The sequence below is a fragment of the Lysinibacillus sp. NPDC093190 genome, assembly GCF_050280425.1.
GTDB lineage: Bacteria > Bacillota > Bacilli > Bacillales_A > Planococcaceae > Lysinibacillus.
Genome location: NZ_JBNNVG010000005.1, coordinates 116,754 through 133,339, shown reverse-complemented (window position 1 = coordinate 133,339; position 16,586 = coordinate 116,754). Strand labels below are relative to the sequence as shown.

19 protein-coding genes and 1 pseudogene are annotated in these 16,586 nt (G+C 33.6%); 9 read left to right on the top strand and 11 right to left on the bottom strand.

The window, feature by feature from the left end; genetic code table 11:
• Positions 1-4 precede the first annotated feature (4 nt).
• Together ACQKOF_RS06365 and ACQKOF_RS06360 are read left to right on the top strand one after the other, a co-directional pair.
• A complete protein-coding gene (locus ACQKOF_RS06365) occupies positions 5-802 on the top strand; it encodes an MBL fold metallo-hydrolase (protein ID WP_427554688.1) in 798 nt (265 codons plus the stop codon).
• 293 nt (positions 803-1,095) lie between these two features.
• Positions 1,096-1,362 carry a hypothetical protein gene (locus ACQKOF_RS06360; RefSeq protein ID WP_370043964.1) on the top strand — a complete coding sequence of 89 codons (267 nt, stop codon included), beginning with the start codon at positions 1,096-1,098 and terminating at the stop codon, positions 1,360-1,362.
• 237 nt (positions 1,363-1,599) lie between these two features.
• Here the strand turns inward: ACQKOF_RS06360 and ACQKOF_RS06355 are convergent, their stop codons facing one another.
• Entirely contained in the window at positions 1,600-2,091 is a 492-nt protein-coding gene (locus ACQKOF_RS06355; RefSeq protein ID WP_427554685.1) for a hypothetical protein, read from the bottom strand.
• A gap of 283 nt (positions 2,092-2,374) precedes the next feature.
• Between ACQKOF_RS06355 and ACQKOF_RS06350 the strand changes: the two genes are divergently transcribed.
• From ACQKOF_RS06350 to ACQKOF_RS06335, 4 genes are all read left to right on the top strand, one after another.
• Positions 2,375-2,524, top strand: coding sequence for a hypothetical protein (locus tag ACQKOF_RS06350; RefSeq protein ID WP_427554683.1), 150 nt, complete (start codon positions 2,375-2,377; stop codon positions 2,522-2,524).
• A 261-nt stretch (positions 2,525-2,785) separates the two neighbouring features.
• On the top strand, positions 2,786-3,379 hold the full coding sequence (locus tag ACQKOF_RS06345; protein WP_427554681.1) for a hypothetical protein: 594 nt from the start codon (positions 2,786-2,788) through the stop codon (positions 3,377-3,379).
• A 922-nt stretch (positions 3,380-4,301) separates the two neighbouring features.
• The gene (locus ACQKOF_RS06340; RefSeq protein ID WP_427554679.1) at positions 4,302-5,783 is read left to right on the top strand and encodes a malate:quinone oxidoreductase; all 1,482 of its coding nucleotides are present in this window, start codon (positions 4,302-4,304) and stop codon (positions 5,781-5,783) included.
• A 299-nt stretch (positions 5,784-6,082) separates the two neighbouring features.
• Positions 6,083-6,661, top strand: a complete 579-nt coding sequence (locus ACQKOF_RS06335) for a Crp/Fnr family transcriptional regulator (RefSeq protein WP_427554677.1) — start codon at positions 6,083-6,085, stop codon at positions 6,659-6,661.
• A gap of 7 nt (positions 6,662-6,668) precedes the next feature.
• Here ACQKOF_RS06335 and ACQKOF_RS06330 read toward each other — a convergent pair whose 3' ends face one another.
• A complete protein-coding gene (locus tag ACQKOF_RS06330; RefSeq protein WP_427554675.1) occupies positions 6,669-7,385 on the bottom strand; it encodes a DUF4386 domain-containing protein in 717 nt (238 codons plus the stop codon).
• Between the two features lie 255 nt (positions 7,386-7,640).
• On the opposite strand from ACQKOF_RS06330, the gene ACQKOF_RS06325 reads away from it, so the two are divergent.
• Positions 7,641-7,763 (top strand): hypothetical protein, encoded by a 123-nt coding sequence (locus ACQKOF_RS06325; protein ID WP_427554673.1) that lies wholly within the window; start codon positions 7,641-7,643, stop codon positions 7,761-7,763.
• 61 nt (positions 7,764-7,824) lie between these two features.
• Here the strand turns inward: ACQKOF_RS06325 and ACQKOF_RS06320 are convergent, their stop codons facing one another.
• The 8 genes and pseudogenes from ACQKOF_RS06320 to ACQKOF_RS06285 form a co-directional block, all read right to left on the bottom strand.
• Positions 7,825-8,493: a hypothetical protein gene (locus tag ACQKOF_RS06320; protein ID WP_427554671.1), complete on the bottom strand. Its 669-nt coding sequence runs from the start codon at positions 8,491-8,493 to the stop codon at positions 7,825-7,827.
• 226 nt (positions 8,494-8,719) lie between these two features.
• Positions 8,720-9,133 carry a MarR family transcriptional regulator gene (locus tag ACQKOF_RS06315; RefSeq protein WP_427554669.1) on the bottom strand — a complete coding sequence of 138 codons (414 nt, stop codon included), beginning with the start codon at positions 9,131-9,133 and terminating at the stop codon, positions 8,720-8,722.
• A 198-nt stretch (positions 9,134-9,331) separates the two neighbouring features.
• Complete coding sequence (locus ACQKOF_RS06310) at positions 9,332-9,991, bottom strand: hypothetical protein (RefSeq protein ID WP_427554667.1); 660 nt, start codon at positions 9,989-9,991, stop codon at positions 9,332-9,334.
• Between the two features lie 3 nt (positions 9,992-9,994).
• Entirely contained in the window at positions 9,995-10,402 is a 408-nt protein-coding gene (locus tag ACQKOF_RS06305) for a permease prefix domain 1-containing protein (RefSeq protein WP_427554665.1), read from the bottom strand.
• On the bottom strand, positions 10,399-10,728 hold the full coding sequence (locus ACQKOF_RS06300) for a PadR family transcriptional regulator (RefSeq protein WP_049662700.1): 330 nt from the start codon (positions 10,726-10,728) through the stop codon (positions 10,399-10,401). The genes ACQKOF_RS06305 and ACQKOF_RS06300 overlap by 4 nt, the downstream gene beginning before the upstream one ends.
• 244 nt (positions 10,729-10,972) lie before the next feature.
• Positions 10,973-12,163 (bottom strand): M14 family metallopeptidase, encoded by a 1,191-nt coding sequence (locus ACQKOF_RS06295; protein ID WP_427554663.1) that lies wholly within the window; start codon positions 12,161-12,163, stop codon positions 10,973-10,975.
• A gap of 352 nt (positions 12,164-12,515) precedes the next feature.
• Positions 12,516-12,683: pseudogene (locus ACQKOF_RS06290) on the bottom strand (fused response regulator/phosphatase); the annotation flags it as partial.
• Positions 12,684-12,884: 201 nt separating this feature from the next.
• Positions 12,885-13,901, bottom strand: a complete 1,017-nt coding sequence (locus tag ACQKOF_RS06285) for an HAAS signaling domain-containing protein (protein WP_427554661.1) — start codon at positions 13,899-13,901, stop codon at positions 12,885-12,887.
• Between the two features lie 417 nt (positions 13,902-14,318).
• On the opposite strand from ACQKOF_RS06285, the gene ACQKOF_RS06280 reads away from it, so the two are divergent.
• On the top strand, positions 14,319-15,575 hold the full coding sequence (locus tag ACQKOF_RS06280; RefSeq protein ID WP_427554659.1) for a GNAT family N-acetyltransferase: 1,257 nt from the start codon (positions 14,319-14,321) through the stop codon (positions 15,573-15,575).
• 22 nt (positions 15,576-15,597) lie between these two features.
• Here ACQKOF_RS06280 and psiE read toward each other — a convergent pair whose 3' ends face one another.
• Positions 15,598-16,050 carry a phosphate-starvation-inducible protein PsiE gene (psiE, locus tag ACQKOF_RS06275; protein ID WP_427554657.1) on the bottom strand — a complete coding sequence of 151 codons (453 nt, stop codon included), beginning with the start codon at positions 16,048-16,050 and terminating at the stop codon, positions 15,598-15,600.
• 233 nt (positions 16,051-16,283) lie between these two features.
• Here psiE and ACQKOF_RS06270 point away from each other — a divergent pair, with 233 nt between their 5' ends.
• Entirely contained in the window at positions 16,284-16,508 is a 225-nt protein-coding gene (locus ACQKOF_RS06270; RefSeq protein WP_427554655.1) for a phosphate-starvation-inducible protein PsiE, read from the top strand.
• Positions 16,509-16,586: the final 78 nt, after the last annotated feature.

Below are 16,586 nucleotides of genomic sequence, written 5' to 3'. Positions count from 1 at the left end.
CATAGTGATTCAATTCCAAAAAAATAATATTACAGTTTTTCAAAGTGCATTATATATGACTACCTCGGCAATCATTCAAACTAATGAAGCAGTAATTATGACAGATCCTAATTGGTTACCTACTGAAATTGAAGAAATTAAGAGCTATATCAACAAGATGAAAGATGATAAACAACTATATATTATTTACACACATAGCGATTTTGATCATATTATTGGGTCTGGGGCATTCCCAGAAGCTAAGGTAATTGCATCTAAACAATTTAATGAAAATCCTAACAAAGAAGACAGCATTCAAAAAATTAAACAATTTGACCAAGGATATTATTTGAATAGAAGCTATTCACCTGTATATCCAACTGTAGATATTGTTGTTTCAGAGGATGGGCATAAATTAGAATTAGATTCCCTAACCATGACATTTTATCAAGCACCTGGTCATACGAATGATGGTTTATTTACAGTTATTGAGCCGTATGGTCTGTTTCTTTCTGGCGATTATTTATCAGATATTGAGTTCCCGTTTATTTTTAGCAACTATAAAGAATATGTAAATACGGTCAATAAAGCTGAAAATATTTTGCTTAATCATCAGATAACGACCCATATACCTGGACACGGTTCGACAACACAAAATCAACAGGAAATTCAAAAAAGAATAAACGATTCAAAGTATTATTTAGAGAAGCTTCCTCATGATAATGGAGAGTTAGAAAGATATTTAAGTCTAGAGTATCCATTTTTTGAAGGAATGAAAAGCATCCATACTGACAATAAGAAGATGGCTAAAGAAAATGTGTAAGAGGCTGATATAAAGGAGACCGATCATTTTAGACGGTCTCCTTTTTTCTTAAACTTGTACTTCACTCATGAATGCATGAGTATCTTTAAAAAATAATATACATGTTTCTGTTTGCCCCATTTTTGCTAATAAGTAGATGTCATATTTCTTTTGATTATGTATTTATAGTCAAAGTTATATACAAAAAGCATTTCCATTATATATTCGTTACTTCATCCGTACATATTTTCTGCACATTTTCCAATACTATATCTAGATTATTTATCAAATTGACACGAAGGGAAGAGGCAAAATTGGCTAAGCACTCAGATATGAGCTGGAAACAGGATCATCCAAGCACTTTGTTTGGGAACTCTGTCCAAAAGGCAGAGCGTTTGTTGAAGCATGCAAAGTCACATCCGGAGGAGATAGCGATTGAGCATGCTTTCAATCAAATCGAACATGCAGAAAATGCATTCATGAATGCAAAGCAATTTGGTGAGCATCTGGATACAGTCCAACAAAATAAAGAATACTTAGAGCAGATCAAGCAGCAATTACACGAAATGCAAGGCAAATAGTAGATAGAAAAAATAAAAATAATGCTTTAAGCGGTTTAAGCCCTATAATCTAAAGGACTTAAGCCGCTTAATTTTTTTATTTTTGTTTGCTTGCATATAATGCACTGTTAGTCAATTTTTTATGTGAAATGTTGCACAGATGAGGAAACATAATGTTTTGAATAACAGAATGTAAACCGTCGATTTGAACGTGGGAGATTGAGACCTTTCCTGGGAAATATTTTCTGTTGTTTTTAGTTAACACCAAACAATTATAGTATACGGTGTAGTTTGTGCAGGAATACTTCTTGAAGTAGGGCCATAGATAACAATTAGGTTTCGATTTGCCGGGCTTTTTGAAAAAGGTTGCCCATTTTTAAGCAAGATAAGCGTATAAGCAGAAAGATTTAATTGTAATTGGCCATCACTACTCACTAATTGATTATTAAAAAAGTCGACTTTGACATTTTGATAGTTATTTTCCTTTACAACGACGAGTGCTCGATATTGAGGTGGATATATCAAAGGTACAGGTGCGTCCCCATCATAATATCCAGTAATCTGATCACCGATTGTTACAATTTCTTGATTCACAAAATAAGATGAAGGTGAGATGACAAAATTGACGATACCCCGAGTACTGTCTTCTACCGTCATAAGCTTATAACAACCTTCTTTTTCTCCATTTTGCCCAATCGGAAAATCATCAATCTGAGTAACGACCCCTCGAAATGATTTAAAATTTACCATAGCCATTCCTTTCTTTATAAAATCTAAATCGATCATTGGTGAGACAAAAGCTTGGTTTGATTATTGTTTACCCAAAGGAACTGATTTGAATTCAATTACTAAAAGAAAACCAATTTTATAATAAGTACTTTAAATCAGCGTAATTTTAATTTATGTAACATTTACAATTTGGGTGACAGAGAATGATTTTATTATCAAAAGGTTAGGTTTCTATATTACATGAATCAATATATACTTAATTTGCAAACTATAAATGTTTATTTTTTCAGAGGAGGGGAGCCTATTGAAGTGGATTTCTAAAAATAAGAAACCCCTTTTACTATTCATCATTATTATTATTTTCATTGCTGGGATACTCGATATCAAATATGAAGGATTGTTCTTTCAACTATTGCCAGAGTCTATTCAAAATCGTTTAGCTGATATTTTTTAAAATTAGGATACAGAGACTGGATTAAAACTCGTCTAGTCATAGTTGGAATTGGATTTCTATCCAATTCCTTTATTTAACTTCTTTGAGCGGGTGTCCAAACATCCGCTGAAAAAAGTTAAAAGCCCCTGGCGGATGTCACGGAATTGGAAAGGAGTTCTTTGCACAAGCACAAAGCCGATTCCGGACGCAATTATGCCGAGGCATAATTGATTCTCAACCGAAAGTTGAGAACAGAAGAATTAAAGGAGTTGAGGTAAGCGAATGAATAGTAAAGAGGATATTCAAAAACAGTTTTATAAAATATATAAAGGACATATTAGTGTCTCAGAATTTGAAGAATGGCTTTACAAAACACAAGAAATTGAAAGTGTTTATAACAATGATTTTTACTTCAAGTTACTTGATTTAGATTATAGAAAAAAGCATATTAAAACTGAATTAGTGAAGATAATAGAGATGGAAATTCCACTTGGGAAGTTTGAGCAGCCACGGATTATTTCTCTTTTGAAAAACATCATATTTGAAAAAGGTGATGCAATAGAGATCTTGGAGCAATTATATGATGATTATTGCAGTGGGTATTCATTTCTTCGATATTTAGGACTTACATATATAACAGGAATTGATGCAATACCTAAACTAAAACAAAGAGATGAATGGGATGAAAATGAATTCAATAGTAAAAGAGAAATATTAAATAATATCAAACCAGAGCTAATAAAAGAAGCAGAGCGATTGTTGTCATTCTTTCAAGAAGGACTACTAATAATTACTGAAGAAAATGATTACCTTGATTATCGAAAAGAAGAAGAAAAGATAGAACTTCATAATATTGAAAAGATGTTTAAAGAATAAATTATTAAAGTAGTGGTGGGAAAAGCATTCCATACTATCAAGTACATTCTTATCTTATAGATCCAGCATTTATTAAAAAATATCTAAAAAATGTTTTTCCCGATTCAATATTTAAAGAAATGTTTTTAAAAGCATTACTTGAAGCAGATAAACAAAAGATGATGGAGGTATATGAAGAGTTAGTAAACCATGTATTTAATCAGATGGGTGGTTTTAAAATAGATGGCCGGAAAATAAAAAGCCCTGTCGAAAAATAGGATGAAATTTGACTTTTTGGTTAGAATAAAAGAAATAATTTTAAAATAACACTAGAAAATATTAAGAAAATTCGATATATTTTTATATGTAGTGGAGCTGGTGTAAAAACAAGACTGGTTCCATATCTTTATGTTATTATATAGATATAATAATTAAAAAATCCTCATTATTATATGAAAATGCTAGCCAATTTTAGGTCAATTATTTCATAAAACTTAACTACTTTCAGCAGAAGTCTCCCACCTCTATAGGTGGTGAGATGAATGCAGGTTTAAGTTACTTTTCAGCGGGTGTCAAAACATCTGCTGAAAGAAGTTAAAGCCTTCGGCGGATGTCACAGAATCGGAAAGGAGTTCTTTGTGCAAGCACCAAAGCCGATTCAGGACACAATTATGCCGAGGCATAATTGATATAAAAGTTGGGTTTCTTAGTGAGGGAATAGGAGGTTTTTCTCTTGATTTATTAAGGGGAAGGCTCGAAAAATGCACATAACTCTCATATAGATAGTTGATATTTTAATCTTTATGTAATTATGATACACTGCAATAAGGTAATAATTGATACAGAAAAGGTGTACTCCTAGGTTACTCCGTGGCTTACTTTGACATCTAAGCAGGAGAGCTTACATCCTTTCTGCAAATCTTAACATATAAGGAAGGTAAAAATGAGTAACAGACAAATTAAATCAGATGTTATCTTAATTGGTGCCGGAATCATGAGTGCGACTTTGGGGACAATGCTCAAAGAATTAGCGCCAGATTGGAAAATTACAGTGTTTGAGCAGCTCGATAAAGCTGGTGAAGAAAGTTCTCACGAATTAAATAATGCGGGAACTGGGCATGCGGCACTTTGTGAGCTTAACTACACTTCAGAGAAAAAAGACGGATCAATCGATATCAGCAAAGCGATTAAAGTTAATGAACAGTTCCAACTTTCAAGACAATTTTGGTCTTATCTTGTGAACAACAAACTGATCAGTAATCCACAAGACTTTATTATGCCTTTACCTCATATGAGTTTAGTACAAGGGAAAGACAATGTAGAGTATCTAAAAAAACGTCATGAAACAATGACAAAAAATCCTTTATTCCAAGGTATGGAATTTTCTGATAACCCAGAAAAGCTAAAGGAATGGATTCCTCTTATTATGCAGGATCGTCCAGCAGATGAAGCTATCGCTGCGACAAAAATTGACACTGGTACAGACGTTAACTTTGGTGCATTAACACGTATGTTATTCGACCACTTAAAAAATAAAGACGTTGACATCAACTACAATCATAGTGTTGAAAGCATGAAACGTACTAGCGATGGTTCATGGGAAGTACGAGTACACGACAAAAATGGCTGTAAAATGGAATACCATACAGCAAAATTTGTCTTCCTTGGAGCTGGTGGAGGAAGCCTAGAATTACTACAAAAATCAGGTATTCCTGAAGGGAAACACATTGGTGGATTCCCAATCAGTGGTTTATTCTTAGTATGTAAAAACCAAGAAGTTGCTGAACAACATCATGCAAAAGTATACGGAAAAGCTAAAGTTGGTGCTCCACCAATGTCTGTTCCGCATCTTGATACACGCTATATTGATAACAAAAAATCATTACTATTTGGACCTTTCGCAGGTTTCTCACCTAAGTTCTTAAAAACAGGTTCAAATATGGATTTATTTGCTTCTGTAAAACCGCATAATATTACAACGTTATTAGCGGCAGGGGTTAAAGAGATGGGATTAACAAAATATTTAATCCAACAACTTATGCTATCTAAAGAACAACGTATGGAAGAGCTACGTGAATTCATCCCGAATGCTAAGACCGATGATTGGGATATTATTGTAGCCGGCCAACGTGTACAAGTTATTAAAGATACTGAAGCTGGTGGTAAAGGAACGCTTCAATTTGGTACGGAAGTTGTAAGTGCTTCTGATGGCTCAATCGCTGCGTTACTTGGAGCTTCTCCTGGTGCTTCTACTGCTGTACACGTTATGCTTGAGGTAATCAATAAATGCTTCCCTCAACATGTTCAAGAATGGGAATCTAAAATTAAAGAAATGATTCCATCTTATGGAAAGTCATTAGCAGAAGACCCAGAGCTTCTTAAGGAAATTAATGAATCAACAGACGAAGCACTTCGTTTAAAATAAAATCTGATGTAGAAACAAAGCATCTAAGCGTTTGTTTCTACAAAATATAATATGGAACCTTCATTCTAATTTTGGATTGAAGGTTCTATTTTTTTATTTCATAAATCATGTTTTTGCAAAAAGAAGGCTCTTCACCGTAACGTGCAGTTGATGTCACAATTATCATCTCCAACTTTTAGTAATAAGTCAAAATAAGTTGTAGAAGGAATTTCAAACCATATTAACTAATATATTTAAATAGGCATTAATTAATGACAAAATCACAATGATTTAACGAAAAAAGTTGAATGGAGAGCAAGATGAGAAAAATACTGATGAAGTATATGACGAAGTATTCGACTCTTAATGAAGAACAACAACAAGCAATTGTTGACGTAATACAAATTGAGGAATTTAAAAAAGGAACAATCCTTCTAAGACAAGGAGACATACCAACTAAATGTTATTTTGTATTAAAGGGATGTATTAGGCAATATGCTATAGATGAAACAGGAAAGGAAGTTACATCCAATTTTTATACAGAAGAACAAGCTATTACGAATATGAACCATCATAAACAGGATAAGTCATCCTCGTACACATTCTCTTGTTTAGAGGACTGTACATTGGTCGTAGGTGATTTTGTTACTGAAAAAGATATGTATCACAAATATACACAATTGGAAGCAATGACTCGTATGATGATTGAGCATAGCTTTGGTGAGATGCAAGATGAATTAGCTTCATTTATTGCATCTACACCAGAGAAACGCTATAAATCATTATTACAGAAGCGACCTTATTTAGTTGATCGTGTACCCCAACATCAATTGGCAAGTTACCTTGGTATTACGCCAGAATCCTTAAGTAGAATTAAGAAGCGAATTAATAAATGTTAGGAGGATGTTAGACAGCTTTAGAAAATTTTCCTCCTCTAATTAGCAACCACATACCAAAGCCTAACTCTCCTAAAATCATAGGTACATTAAATATAAGTTTAAGAATTGAAATAACCTCATTATATTGTGAAAAAAACGAGATAAATACATTAATAATGATATAGCCTATTGCGGCAAGCAATAATAAGATGCTAATAACTTTAGGGATTTCGGACGACTTGAAAGCGATAAAACCTATAACAAGAAGATGCCCTCCAAAAATAATTAAATCAATAGCCCAAATGGTTTCAAATGCTTTAAGAAATAGCATGACATGTGCCTGAAGTTGATCAATATTAAATGATAAATTATCTGTACCATTAGAAAGAAGTAATACAAAGATCAAATTTAGAATGGCCACACCTAATATAGCCGTATAGGTAAGACGGAACCACGCTGCGAGCAATGCAAGGCTACTATTAATGGGCTTTAAAAAAATATAAAACGCCCAGGTAACCATAATGTCAGTAATTAGGATGATAATCCAACCAAAAATTTCAGCTTTGAAAAGTGTATTTGATGACTTTAAGTTAATAAAAGTAGCACGAGAATCTCCTTGCAGCACAAGGTTTTCATGGGCAAATCCATAGGAAAAAAATGCGGCAAGCGCCATAATGATAAGAGCCGTTCCTCCAATTAGAGCCGATTTTCGCCGGTTTAAATGTCCGTGTAGTATTGTATCCATACCAAACCCTCCTTTTAAAGTTGTTTTTATTTTAAAGGGAGGATCATGATGGAGCATTGACTTAAATCAAGAAATAAAAAATAATTACGATTCTTCTAATTACGACGACATCCTCGAGAGTGGGGCACATCTTTTGATTAACTAAAAGATGTGCTTTTCCATGTTACCTTAAGCTTCGAAAGGCAGAATAGGATAGGACGTTTAACATATATTGAGCAAAAGAAAAGGAGTAAGGATACAAGGAGGGCTAGGGGAATGCTGAAGATGACTGGAAGCTCAACGCCATACCAAATGCCCATTTTCAATTGCTCAAGACCTAATGTTCGTAAAATACCTGCTAGTATTGACAATAATGCACTTAAGATTAAGCCAACATAGAGGACAGATAACACAAGGAGTGCCAGCGAGCAAAAAAAGGTCTGAACGATTTTTTTAAAGATCATTCCTTCTCCCTCCGTACAACTTGTTGCACTTTAGCATTGGGAGCGATTGAATAGCTATCAGTATAATAAAGTGTTTTTACTCTACAATTACTTCCCACAACGACCACATCTCCTTCAACAATTTCCACATTTGTATAGGAAAGACTTATATTTTTTCCTTTTATACAATGACAAATTAATTTTTTCTTTAATAAAGGAAGAACAGAAATCGTATCCTTTTCTATGCATATTTCATTTGCAATAAGCTCCCCAATTCTACTTTCACCAGACATTTTTAAATAAAAAAGCTTGGCTAGTATTTCTGTTGCTTTCACAATACCGATTGCATCTACAGTTTCAGCCTCTAAACTTTGTTCAATGGTCAACTTCCCAGAACTATTCAATTTAGTTACTTGCCCATTGCGCATATTTAAGCTCCCGGCATTTTTAATCTCATTAATTTCACAAAAATCTTTTATAGTACATGATCCTGTACTATTTAAAATCTGCGCTTCAACGCGAGAATGAAAAGAACTATACCCATGAGTAGAAATTTTTTTTACGCGCACCTCTTGATGTAAAGTAACGAATCCGCGGATATTTAATTGCTCACAATCTGCTGCTAAATCTTTAATGTTGCCATTTGTAAGAGTTACAGTGCGCAGTTTTTGAATCAAAATAATCACCTCATATATTTTATTATATATATATTTTAATCATTAAAACATATATTAATTAAAATATATGCAACTTCATTTTGTCAAGAACTAATAAAGTGAAGGCTTTTACGGGCAGTTCACCTCCTGCCTAACTTCTTTACTTTCGCAGCAGGATAATTTGCTCAAGTATGCGTCAAAAGGGTTCTCTCATATTTTCTGGGCAATAAAAAAAGGATTTCAACTTTATGAAATCCTAAAAAATTTTATTCATTAACTGATTAACCTCACGCAATATTTTTGCCATGTCTATCAGTTTTTCCTGTGGAAACTTTAAAAATAAATCTTGAACCTTTAATTCACCGTTATTTGTTAAAATCATTTTTACAACTCGACGATCTTCTGTTTCTCTAATCCGCTCTACTAATTCTAATTTTTCTAGTTTATCGCACATCGATGTAACGGCCCCTGGTGTCACACTAAAGAACTCAGCAATTTCTGTTGCTTTCATACCACCATTAATCTTTAGCTGAAGTAAGAGGATCAGTTGGTTTTGAGATAATGATTCACCCTCCGATAAGAGATTTACAAACATTTTTGATTTATGCTGTATTTCAAGCATCTCGCTCATAATGATTTCCACATTGTGCAATTGATCATTTTTTGACATAATATCACAGCCCGTTAAAATATTTAATAATTAAATTATATAGTAAATAAATAATAGGGGCTACTATCGATATCCTTAAGGAAATGGATTTCTTGTTATGGTAAGCTGTCATCGCGAAAATAAAGTAGCTAATTAATTAACATGATGGAAAATGTTGACACCGATTGCCTCTGCGAATGTGAATTATAACCAGAATTTTTAGACTCTTTTAGGGAGAGCTGTTGAATTGTACATTTTTCTTTTATAAACATAAAAGTACATACTTAAGGGCCACCATAGGACTACGAATATTGGATAAAACGCCCATATTACTCCTGGTGAAGAGACAATATTTACTGTAATAAAAAAGATACTGATAAGTACTGTAGCGGTAACAGAGAATGCTACAAACGTTTTTCTTTGTGCGTGGTATAAAGCTAAAGGCCACCAAATTACTAAAAATGCTGGATAGATCGCCCAAGGGTATGGATGGGACAAAATAATATTTAATAAGGAGTAATAAATAATGGTACTTGCACAGCCTATTAGTGCGATTTTTAATGTTTTTGCTTTTTCTTCTAAATACATAAGAATTGGCCACCAGATGATTGGATAAATCGCATAAATGAACCATATATAATCGGGTGAGTATAAATAATTTTCAATAATAAGAAAAGCAATAATCATGGCACTACAAACAAGAGAATATTGTTTATACATTCTTTTAGACATAAAGAATAACGTAATTGGCCATAGCAAAACCAGTAAGCACGGGTACATAAACCAAAGTGTCTGAGGTGACGTCGTATAATTGACGATTCCTAAAAAAATCATTGTCATCAAACTACCAACAATCGAAAAGCTAATAAAGTTTTTCATGTTTTATTCACTCCATTTCTTACGTGACCAAACGAAGTACATAGATAATGGCCACCATAATATTGCGAAGATTGGATAGATTGCCCAAATTGTATTTGGTGTATAGTAAAGATTAATAAAAATAAAAAATGCAATAATTAAGCCACTACCCCATATAGAGAATTCTAAATTTAATTTAGACATGTTTTTCTTTTCGGGCTCCTTGATGTCTAATTCCTTTTTTAAATCCTCAATATCTCCAAACTCCACGATGGCTTTGTTGATGGCATCCTCTTGTTCTTTCCCTTGATCCATCAAATAAAATACTTTTTCTTCAAGATTTTGAATGATTTCTTGTTTCACCATCTCTGTTTCTCTATTACGAGGAATGTCTTTAAAAAGCTCATCAATATGATTTTTTATTTTTTTCATTCTAAGCCCTCCATAAATAAGTCGATAATTTCTTTTACTTCCGACCACTCTTTTACTAGCTCATTTAAATAAGCTTTACCTAATGGGGTAATACGGTAATACTTTCTTTTGCCTCCGTGTGAAACATCACCAAAATAGGCTTCAATAATTTCCTTTTTCTCAAGACGTTGAAAAACTGCGTATAAAGTTGCTTCTTTAATTTGGAAACGATTATTTGTGCGGATACTTATTTCCTGAGAAATTTCATAACCATAACGATCTTTCTCTAAAATTAGCCTTAAAATAATGGAATCCAAGTGTCCGCGGATGATGTCACTTCGAACCATAAGTCACCTACTTCTTTTTATTGCTCTATCTGTCAGAGTAATATTAGCAAATATTACTCTACCTGTCAAAGTAATTTTTCCAAATACGTCCAGGTTTTCGCCAAGACGTAATGGATTAGGGGTTAAAAAATCCCCATTCACTTCAGAAGTAAAAGGGGATTGGGGATATTTATTTATTTAGCATTGAATTGTGATGGTTACTTCGATTTCATAAACTGTTTTCACAGATTTTCGGCACTTTTTATTACATATACAATGCTGCAAGGAATATACCTAATGTTTCTTCATAGATGTCGTCGAATTGGCTGAGTGGAAGCGGATTTGTACCACTACCTAACTCAACAGTAAAGCCAGGTCTGCGCCAATCCTGAATAAACCAATCTTTATAACCCGCATAACTGCCTGCCGAATTGATAGGCTCGTAGCCGCTGATCCGGCTAAATTCATTAACAAGGATTTCTGACTCTGGTGGTTCGAGATTTTCAAACCCCCAATAAATCACTCTACCTTGTGTATGAAACGCAAGAACTCTGGCAAAGTTGCGCCGCTTTGTTAAGTCAGCCATAGCAATGGCCTCTGGTTCGGACAAAGGTCGTTGTCCTCCAAAATCTCTTGGTCCAGGCGTTTTAGGATTTCGTGCATTTTCGAGCTCCCATTTTGCAGGAAACTGATCGTTCAAATCGACACCATTTATATTAGCCTTCCAACCTGAGAAATCGGTGCTACCGTTATTCCAAGTAATAAGCTGATTTCTTAATGCCTCGTTACTAGGTGGTCCTTGAACTACTAAATCGACACCATCGGGATTGACCATTGGAACTATAGAAAGGATTGTTTGCTGGTAAAGAGGGAGTGGAGATAAACCGCGAATTGTACTTTGATTGGTGAGTGAGAGTAGATAGTCGTTTATAAAAGTTAACATAATCGGAGTTGTAATCCATTCATTCGCATGAAAGGAGCCGTTATAATGTACACGCTTAGTTCCGTTTCCGATTAGAAGCTCTGGAATTTCATGCTGTAAAACAGAATGTCCAATTGTGGAGCTCTGTAAAAATGGATAAGCATCGAGTAGCTTTTTAATATCATTCATCATGATAGTGTAAGTATAATTTTGTTTACCATTGACGAGCCTCCATGTGATCCGTTGGGGAATACGAATTGTCTGTCCAATGTGTAATTGATTTGGATTAAGACTGGGGTTGACAAGCAAGATGGCTACTAATGGGAGATTTCTGCTTTGAGCTATTTGCCAAAAAGTATCTCCTTGTTTGATTTGATAATTGATTGTCACAAACCCCGGAATTCGAATGCGTTGTCCGACCCTTAAAAACTGAGGTTTAATATTTCGGTTCGAATCTATAATTAGTTGAAGAGGTATTTTAAACACTTCACTGAAACGCCAAAGAGAATCTCCTGGTCTTACGTAAATGTCCACAATTGTTCTCTCCTTATTATCAATTATGCCTCGGCAAAATTGGCCAATATAAAATATATATGAAAAGAATACGGGACTTATTAACTTTTAATGGCTCATCACCAAAAGTTGTGGATGATATTTGTTAAAACGTTTATATAAGTTGATTGGAGTAAAGACTGACGCCCCTAGGAAAGCGCCTAATTGGAACGGAAATCAACCACACGTTAAGCTCTTTTAATGTGAACTTTGTTAAGTATTTGTCGGAAAGAGATTACTCACTTAACCTAAGAGCAAGAAACTTTGTTACTTATTGATGTACAATAATACTAGTTATAGAGTTTATGACAGATAAAGGTAGGAAAACAAATGTTAATAAATCCACTGAATTTCCTGTTGAATTTGGTGCATCTAACTGTAAATAATCAAAAAGCTCATAGGCTGATGTTAGAGAAATACAGTTATCATAACCTGCATTTTTTAATACTTTTTCAATTACAAATAGATTAACTTGATTGTCATCTACAAGAAGAATAGTCATAATTACTTCCCCTTATTCTGTTTGCATTAGTGCAGATTATTTATAAATGTATTAACTTTATTACTATACAAAACATTAGAGAATAACGGTATTTTTATCAATTTGAGGGAGTATCTTAAACGTTTTTAGTAGGTAATAAAAATATATGAATGAGTAAAGAGCCAACAAGAAAGAGTCAGCTCTCAAAACTTATATTTCTTTTCAAATTTTAGCCTTTTTAAAGCCACTATAAATATCAAATGCATTTGCGATGATGGCAATAGCAATGCTTACGAATAATATTCGGTCTATAGCAAACAAAATCTTTGCAGAGGTCGTTTCTGTAATTGCCGCGATATAAGGTACAGCGGGACTGTGTATGAGATCTGGGTGAATAGCCATGAGGATAAAAACAATGACCCCTGTGCATTGAAGAAGTGCATTAGCTACGGCGATTAACATTGTCCATTGACCAGTCTTTAATTTCCAACATGTTAAAGCTACACTTAAAACGATACAAAATAAAATGATTGGTGCAAAGGACAGTAAGACATTCTGATTGAATATAGGCATAACAAATTTTAAGCCGCCTTTATTGTGAGACGTATAGATGCCTAAAAGGCGATTAGCATTGAAATAGACAAAAGCGAAAATAGCAATGCCTAAGAAGCTAAAAATATTATCATTCAGCGAAATAGTTTTTTCTTTAGGGATTATTTTAACTTTTCCTAAATGATCAGGTGTCCATTCTGGATGATTTTTTATAAGGGGGATTCGAACGTTTTCCCCTCCAGATCGTTCGATGACAATGAAAGCAACTGTAATCCAGAACAGTACGTAGATGATTACTGAAATAATATTAGTGATAGTTAGAGAAATAGTTTTAATAATAGCAGACAGGAGAGCACCTTCTCCGCTATAAAGCACAATACTTTCTATCATCTGTACAATAACTGTAATAATAATCGCCCAAGGAACAACCAATTTTATTGTTCTAGTATAAGTGTCAAACACTTTTGGACCGATTAAAAATCGTGGTGTGTCTTGGTAGCTTGCTGCAACTTCTATAGGATTTCCAAGCTTTTTAAGCACTTCCTTTATATCTGATTCTGAATAATTTTCAGGTAACATATCTTCAATAGTAGATTTTAGTTCTAGGCTGGTTTTATCACGCTTATCTTTGCTTATCCTTTTAGTTACTTCATGAATATATGCATCAATCAGATTCACTCTTTCCATCTCCCTTCAATAATTCATGCAGTCCAATCCTTTTTTAGTTGAGCTATATGTGTGCTCAATACATCATATTTCCGAGCTTTACCTTTAGTTGTATCCCACTTTGATGCCCTAATCAACGAGCCAACGAGAATAGTGTACTCAGTTCATTGTTACTGCCGACTTACTCAAGACGCTGAATAAGGGTATAGCTATTAAACGGTGTATGCAAAACAATATGCACTTATGTTCCACTTCTTAATTCCTTTGTTTATACATCTAATAAAGAGCTCACCTTAATCACCTTAGGGTTTAATACTGTCAACATACAGTATTATTTGTACGTGGTAATATATGTTATTATCAAGGGCTGTAATTAATGTGAAAAAAATTATGAAAAGAGCGTGCCTTAAATAAATTTAGTGTGAGGTGGGGATGTATATGAAAGTCGTTGAAAAATTATTGAAGGAAGAAGATTTTATACATTTTGTTGATATTGTGGTTGGTGCTTATCCAGGAAGGATGGGTAGTTTACAGCCAACAAAAGAGCAGCTAAAGGTACTTTTTATGCATAATCAAAACAATGACACATCCATTCATTATTATGGTCTTTGGGAAGATAACAAACTAGTTGGTGGCATGCGACTTCATGATTTTGAAATGAATCTCTTCTCTAAGATGATTCCAATCGGGGGAGTCGGACTAGTTGCAGTTGATTTACTCCATAAAAAAGAAAAGGTCGCCAAAGAATTAATAGATTATTTTTTCAAGGTTTTTTTAGAAAAAAATGTTCATTTTGTTGCTTTATATCCGTTTAGACCTGACTTTTATAAAAAAATGGGCTTTGGATACGGACCGAAAATGCATCAATATGTAGTGGAACCATCAAGCTTTCCGAAAGGGCCAACAAAAAAACATCTTACGTTTTTAACAGCACAGGATCAGCATAAATTAGCAGACTGCTATAGAAGAGTTGCGTCGAGGAAGCATGGTATGTTTTTAAAAAGCGAATTGGAGCTTTCATCAATCTTTAAAAACCCGCAAAACTATATTATTGCTGTTGAAAAGGGAGATTCCATACAAGGTTATATGGTATTTTCCTTTAATAAGCAAAGTGAAACGAATTTTTTACTTAATAATTTAGTCATTAAAGAATGGATCTTTGAAACACCAGAGGCTTTATTAGAGTTCAGTACATTTTTAAATAGTCAGGCAGATCAAGTGAATCGTATTGAATGGAACACACAGGAAGAAAATATTCATTTCTTTTTAGGAGATGTACGAAATGGAACAAATCATTTAATCCCGAGCGTCTACCATGCAAGTGCTGTTTCAGGTGTTGGTTTAATGTATCGCATTATTAATGTTCAAGGTTTTTTTGAGGAGCTCACAACGCATAATTTTAATGGTCAAACATTAACCTTTAAGTTAACTGTGAAAGATTCGTTATTAGCTGAAAATAATCAACAAATCGTTATCGAGGCTATCGATGGTAATATAAAAATTTCAAATAGTACACACTATGAAGTGGAAATGGTGATCGATATCGCAGAGCTTTCTTCTCTTGTCATGGGGGTTGTGACAGTACAAGAATTATTTATGCTAAGCAAGGTGAAGATTAGTGATGAACAATACGTACAGTCATTGCATCATTTTTTCTTTGTCCTTGATAAACCAACTTGTATTACAGCATTTTAGGAAGGTTAATAGTATAAAGCTATTATTCTTTTTTCATAAAAAGTGAAGAGCGGACAGGTCGTTCCAACGGCGTAATGTTAATAATAAAATAGCTTATAATCAATATTAAAATAATAAGTGAATAAATTAAGGTGTTAATGGGATGGTCATGTTCTACGATAATTAATCGAATCATGGCCGTAATCCCTATATATATAAAGTAACGTAGTGGAAAATGGTAATTCTCTTTAAAATATTTAATAATCATAGTGATAAATTCAAAATACAAAAAGAAAATAAGAATATTAGCGAGGAAAAGTTTATAGTCTCCGCCATCGTTGTTGAATATTAAAATTTTAAGGAATTGGAAGAGCTCTTTGCAAAGTAGGAAGGATAAAATGAGCGCTAAAAGTACAAGGCAAACATTTAAAAACAATTGTAAAGATTGCGGTATAGCCTTTATTAATTGTAAATAAGTCGAGTTCTTTTGATTCATCGAATTCCTCCAATCTTGTAAATCGTTCTAAGTGAATATAAAAAACTAAATAACACATAACCATATGGTTGAGCGTCACGTTTTATGATTTGAATATAACATTTTATCGTAAATATAATAGTGCGCATTTGTAAAGTTTTGGTATATATTCATGAAAGAAAATTTTCAAAATAAATTAGCGGTATGCTAAAATAGATGTGCATGAAATATAAAATATAAAAGGGGTTTTTAAAATGGCTAAAGCAGCAAAAACAGATGCAAAAATTACACCAGAGCGTTTAGAAGAAGCATTAAACGTACGTGATCGTCTTGTTATCGAGTTACTAGTGCAAGTACTTGATGAAAAGCTTGTAATTGAACGTCCAGTATTACGTGAGCGTGTAGCAAACCTTGTAGAACTTTCTGATCATGATGCAGAATTAAAAGAAACGATCCACGCTGTTATTAACAAGCTATAATTTTAAGGGAAATGCTACGCTTCATTGGTAGCATTTTTTCTTTTGTTGAAAAGGTACATATTGAATACATTCATACTT

What these genes read in the sequence shown, in the direction of transcription:
- ACQKOF_RS06355 (WP_427554685.1), bottom strand. Translation starts at nt 2,091, where the DNA reads ATGGTAAATTTTAAATCATTTCGAGGGGTCGTTACTCAGATTGATGAT.
- ACQKOF_RS06345 (WP_427554681.1), top strand. Translation starts at nt 2,786, where the DNA reads ATGAATAGTAAAGAGGATATTCAAAAACAGTTTTATAAAATATATAAA.
- ACQKOF_RS06340 (WP_427554679.1), top strand. Translation starts at nt 4,302, where the DNA reads ATGAGTAACAGACAAATTAAATCAGATGTTATCTTAATTGGTGCCGGA.
- ACQKOF_RS06335 (WP_427554677.1), top strand. Translation starts at nt 6,083, where the DNA reads ATGAGAAAAATACTGATGAAGTATATGACGAAGTATTCGACTCTTAAT.
- ACQKOF_RS06330 (WP_427554675.1), bottom strand. Translation starts at nt 7,385, where the DNA reads ATGGATACAATACTACACGGACATTTAAACCGGCGAAAATCGGCTCTA.
- ACQKOF_RS06325 (WP_427554673.1), top strand. Translation starts at nt 7,641, where the DNA reads ATGCTGAAGATGACTGGAAGCTCAACGCCATACCAAATGCCCATTTTC.
- ACQKOF_RS06315 (WP_427554669.1), bottom strand. Translation starts at nt 9,133, where the DNA reads ATGTCAAAAAATGATCAATTGCACAATGTGGAAATCATTATGAGCGAG.
- ACQKOF_RS06310 (WP_427554667.1), bottom strand. Translation starts at nt 9,991, where the DNA reads ATGAAAAACTTTATTAGCTTTTCGATTGTTGGTAGTTTGATGACAATG.
- ACQKOF_RS06305 (WP_427554665.1), bottom strand. Translation starts at nt 10,402, where the DNA reads ATGAAAAAAATAAAAAATCATATTGATGAGCTTTTTAAAGACATTCCT.
- ACQKOF_RS06300 (WP_049662700.1), bottom strand. Translation starts at nt 10,728, where the DNA reads ATGGTTCGAAGTGACATCATCCGCGGACACTTGGATTCCATTATTTTA.
- ACQKOF_RS06285 (WP_427554661.1), bottom strand. Translation starts at nt 13,901, where the DNA reads ATGGAAAGAGTGAATCTGATTGATGCATATATTCATGAAGTAACTAAA.
- ACQKOF_RS06280 (WP_427554659.1), top strand. Translation starts at nt 14,319, where the DNA reads ATGAAAGTCGTTGAAAAATTATTGAAGGAAGAAGATTTTATACATTTT.
- psiE (WP_427554657.1), bottom strand. Translation starts at nt 16,050, where the DNA reads ATGAATCAAAAGAACTCGACTTATTTACAATTAATAAAGGCTATACCG.
- ACQKOF_RS06270 (WP_427554655.1), top strand. Translation starts at nt 16,284, where the DNA reads ATGGCTAAAGCAGCAAAAACAGATGCAAAAATTACACCAGAGCGTTTA.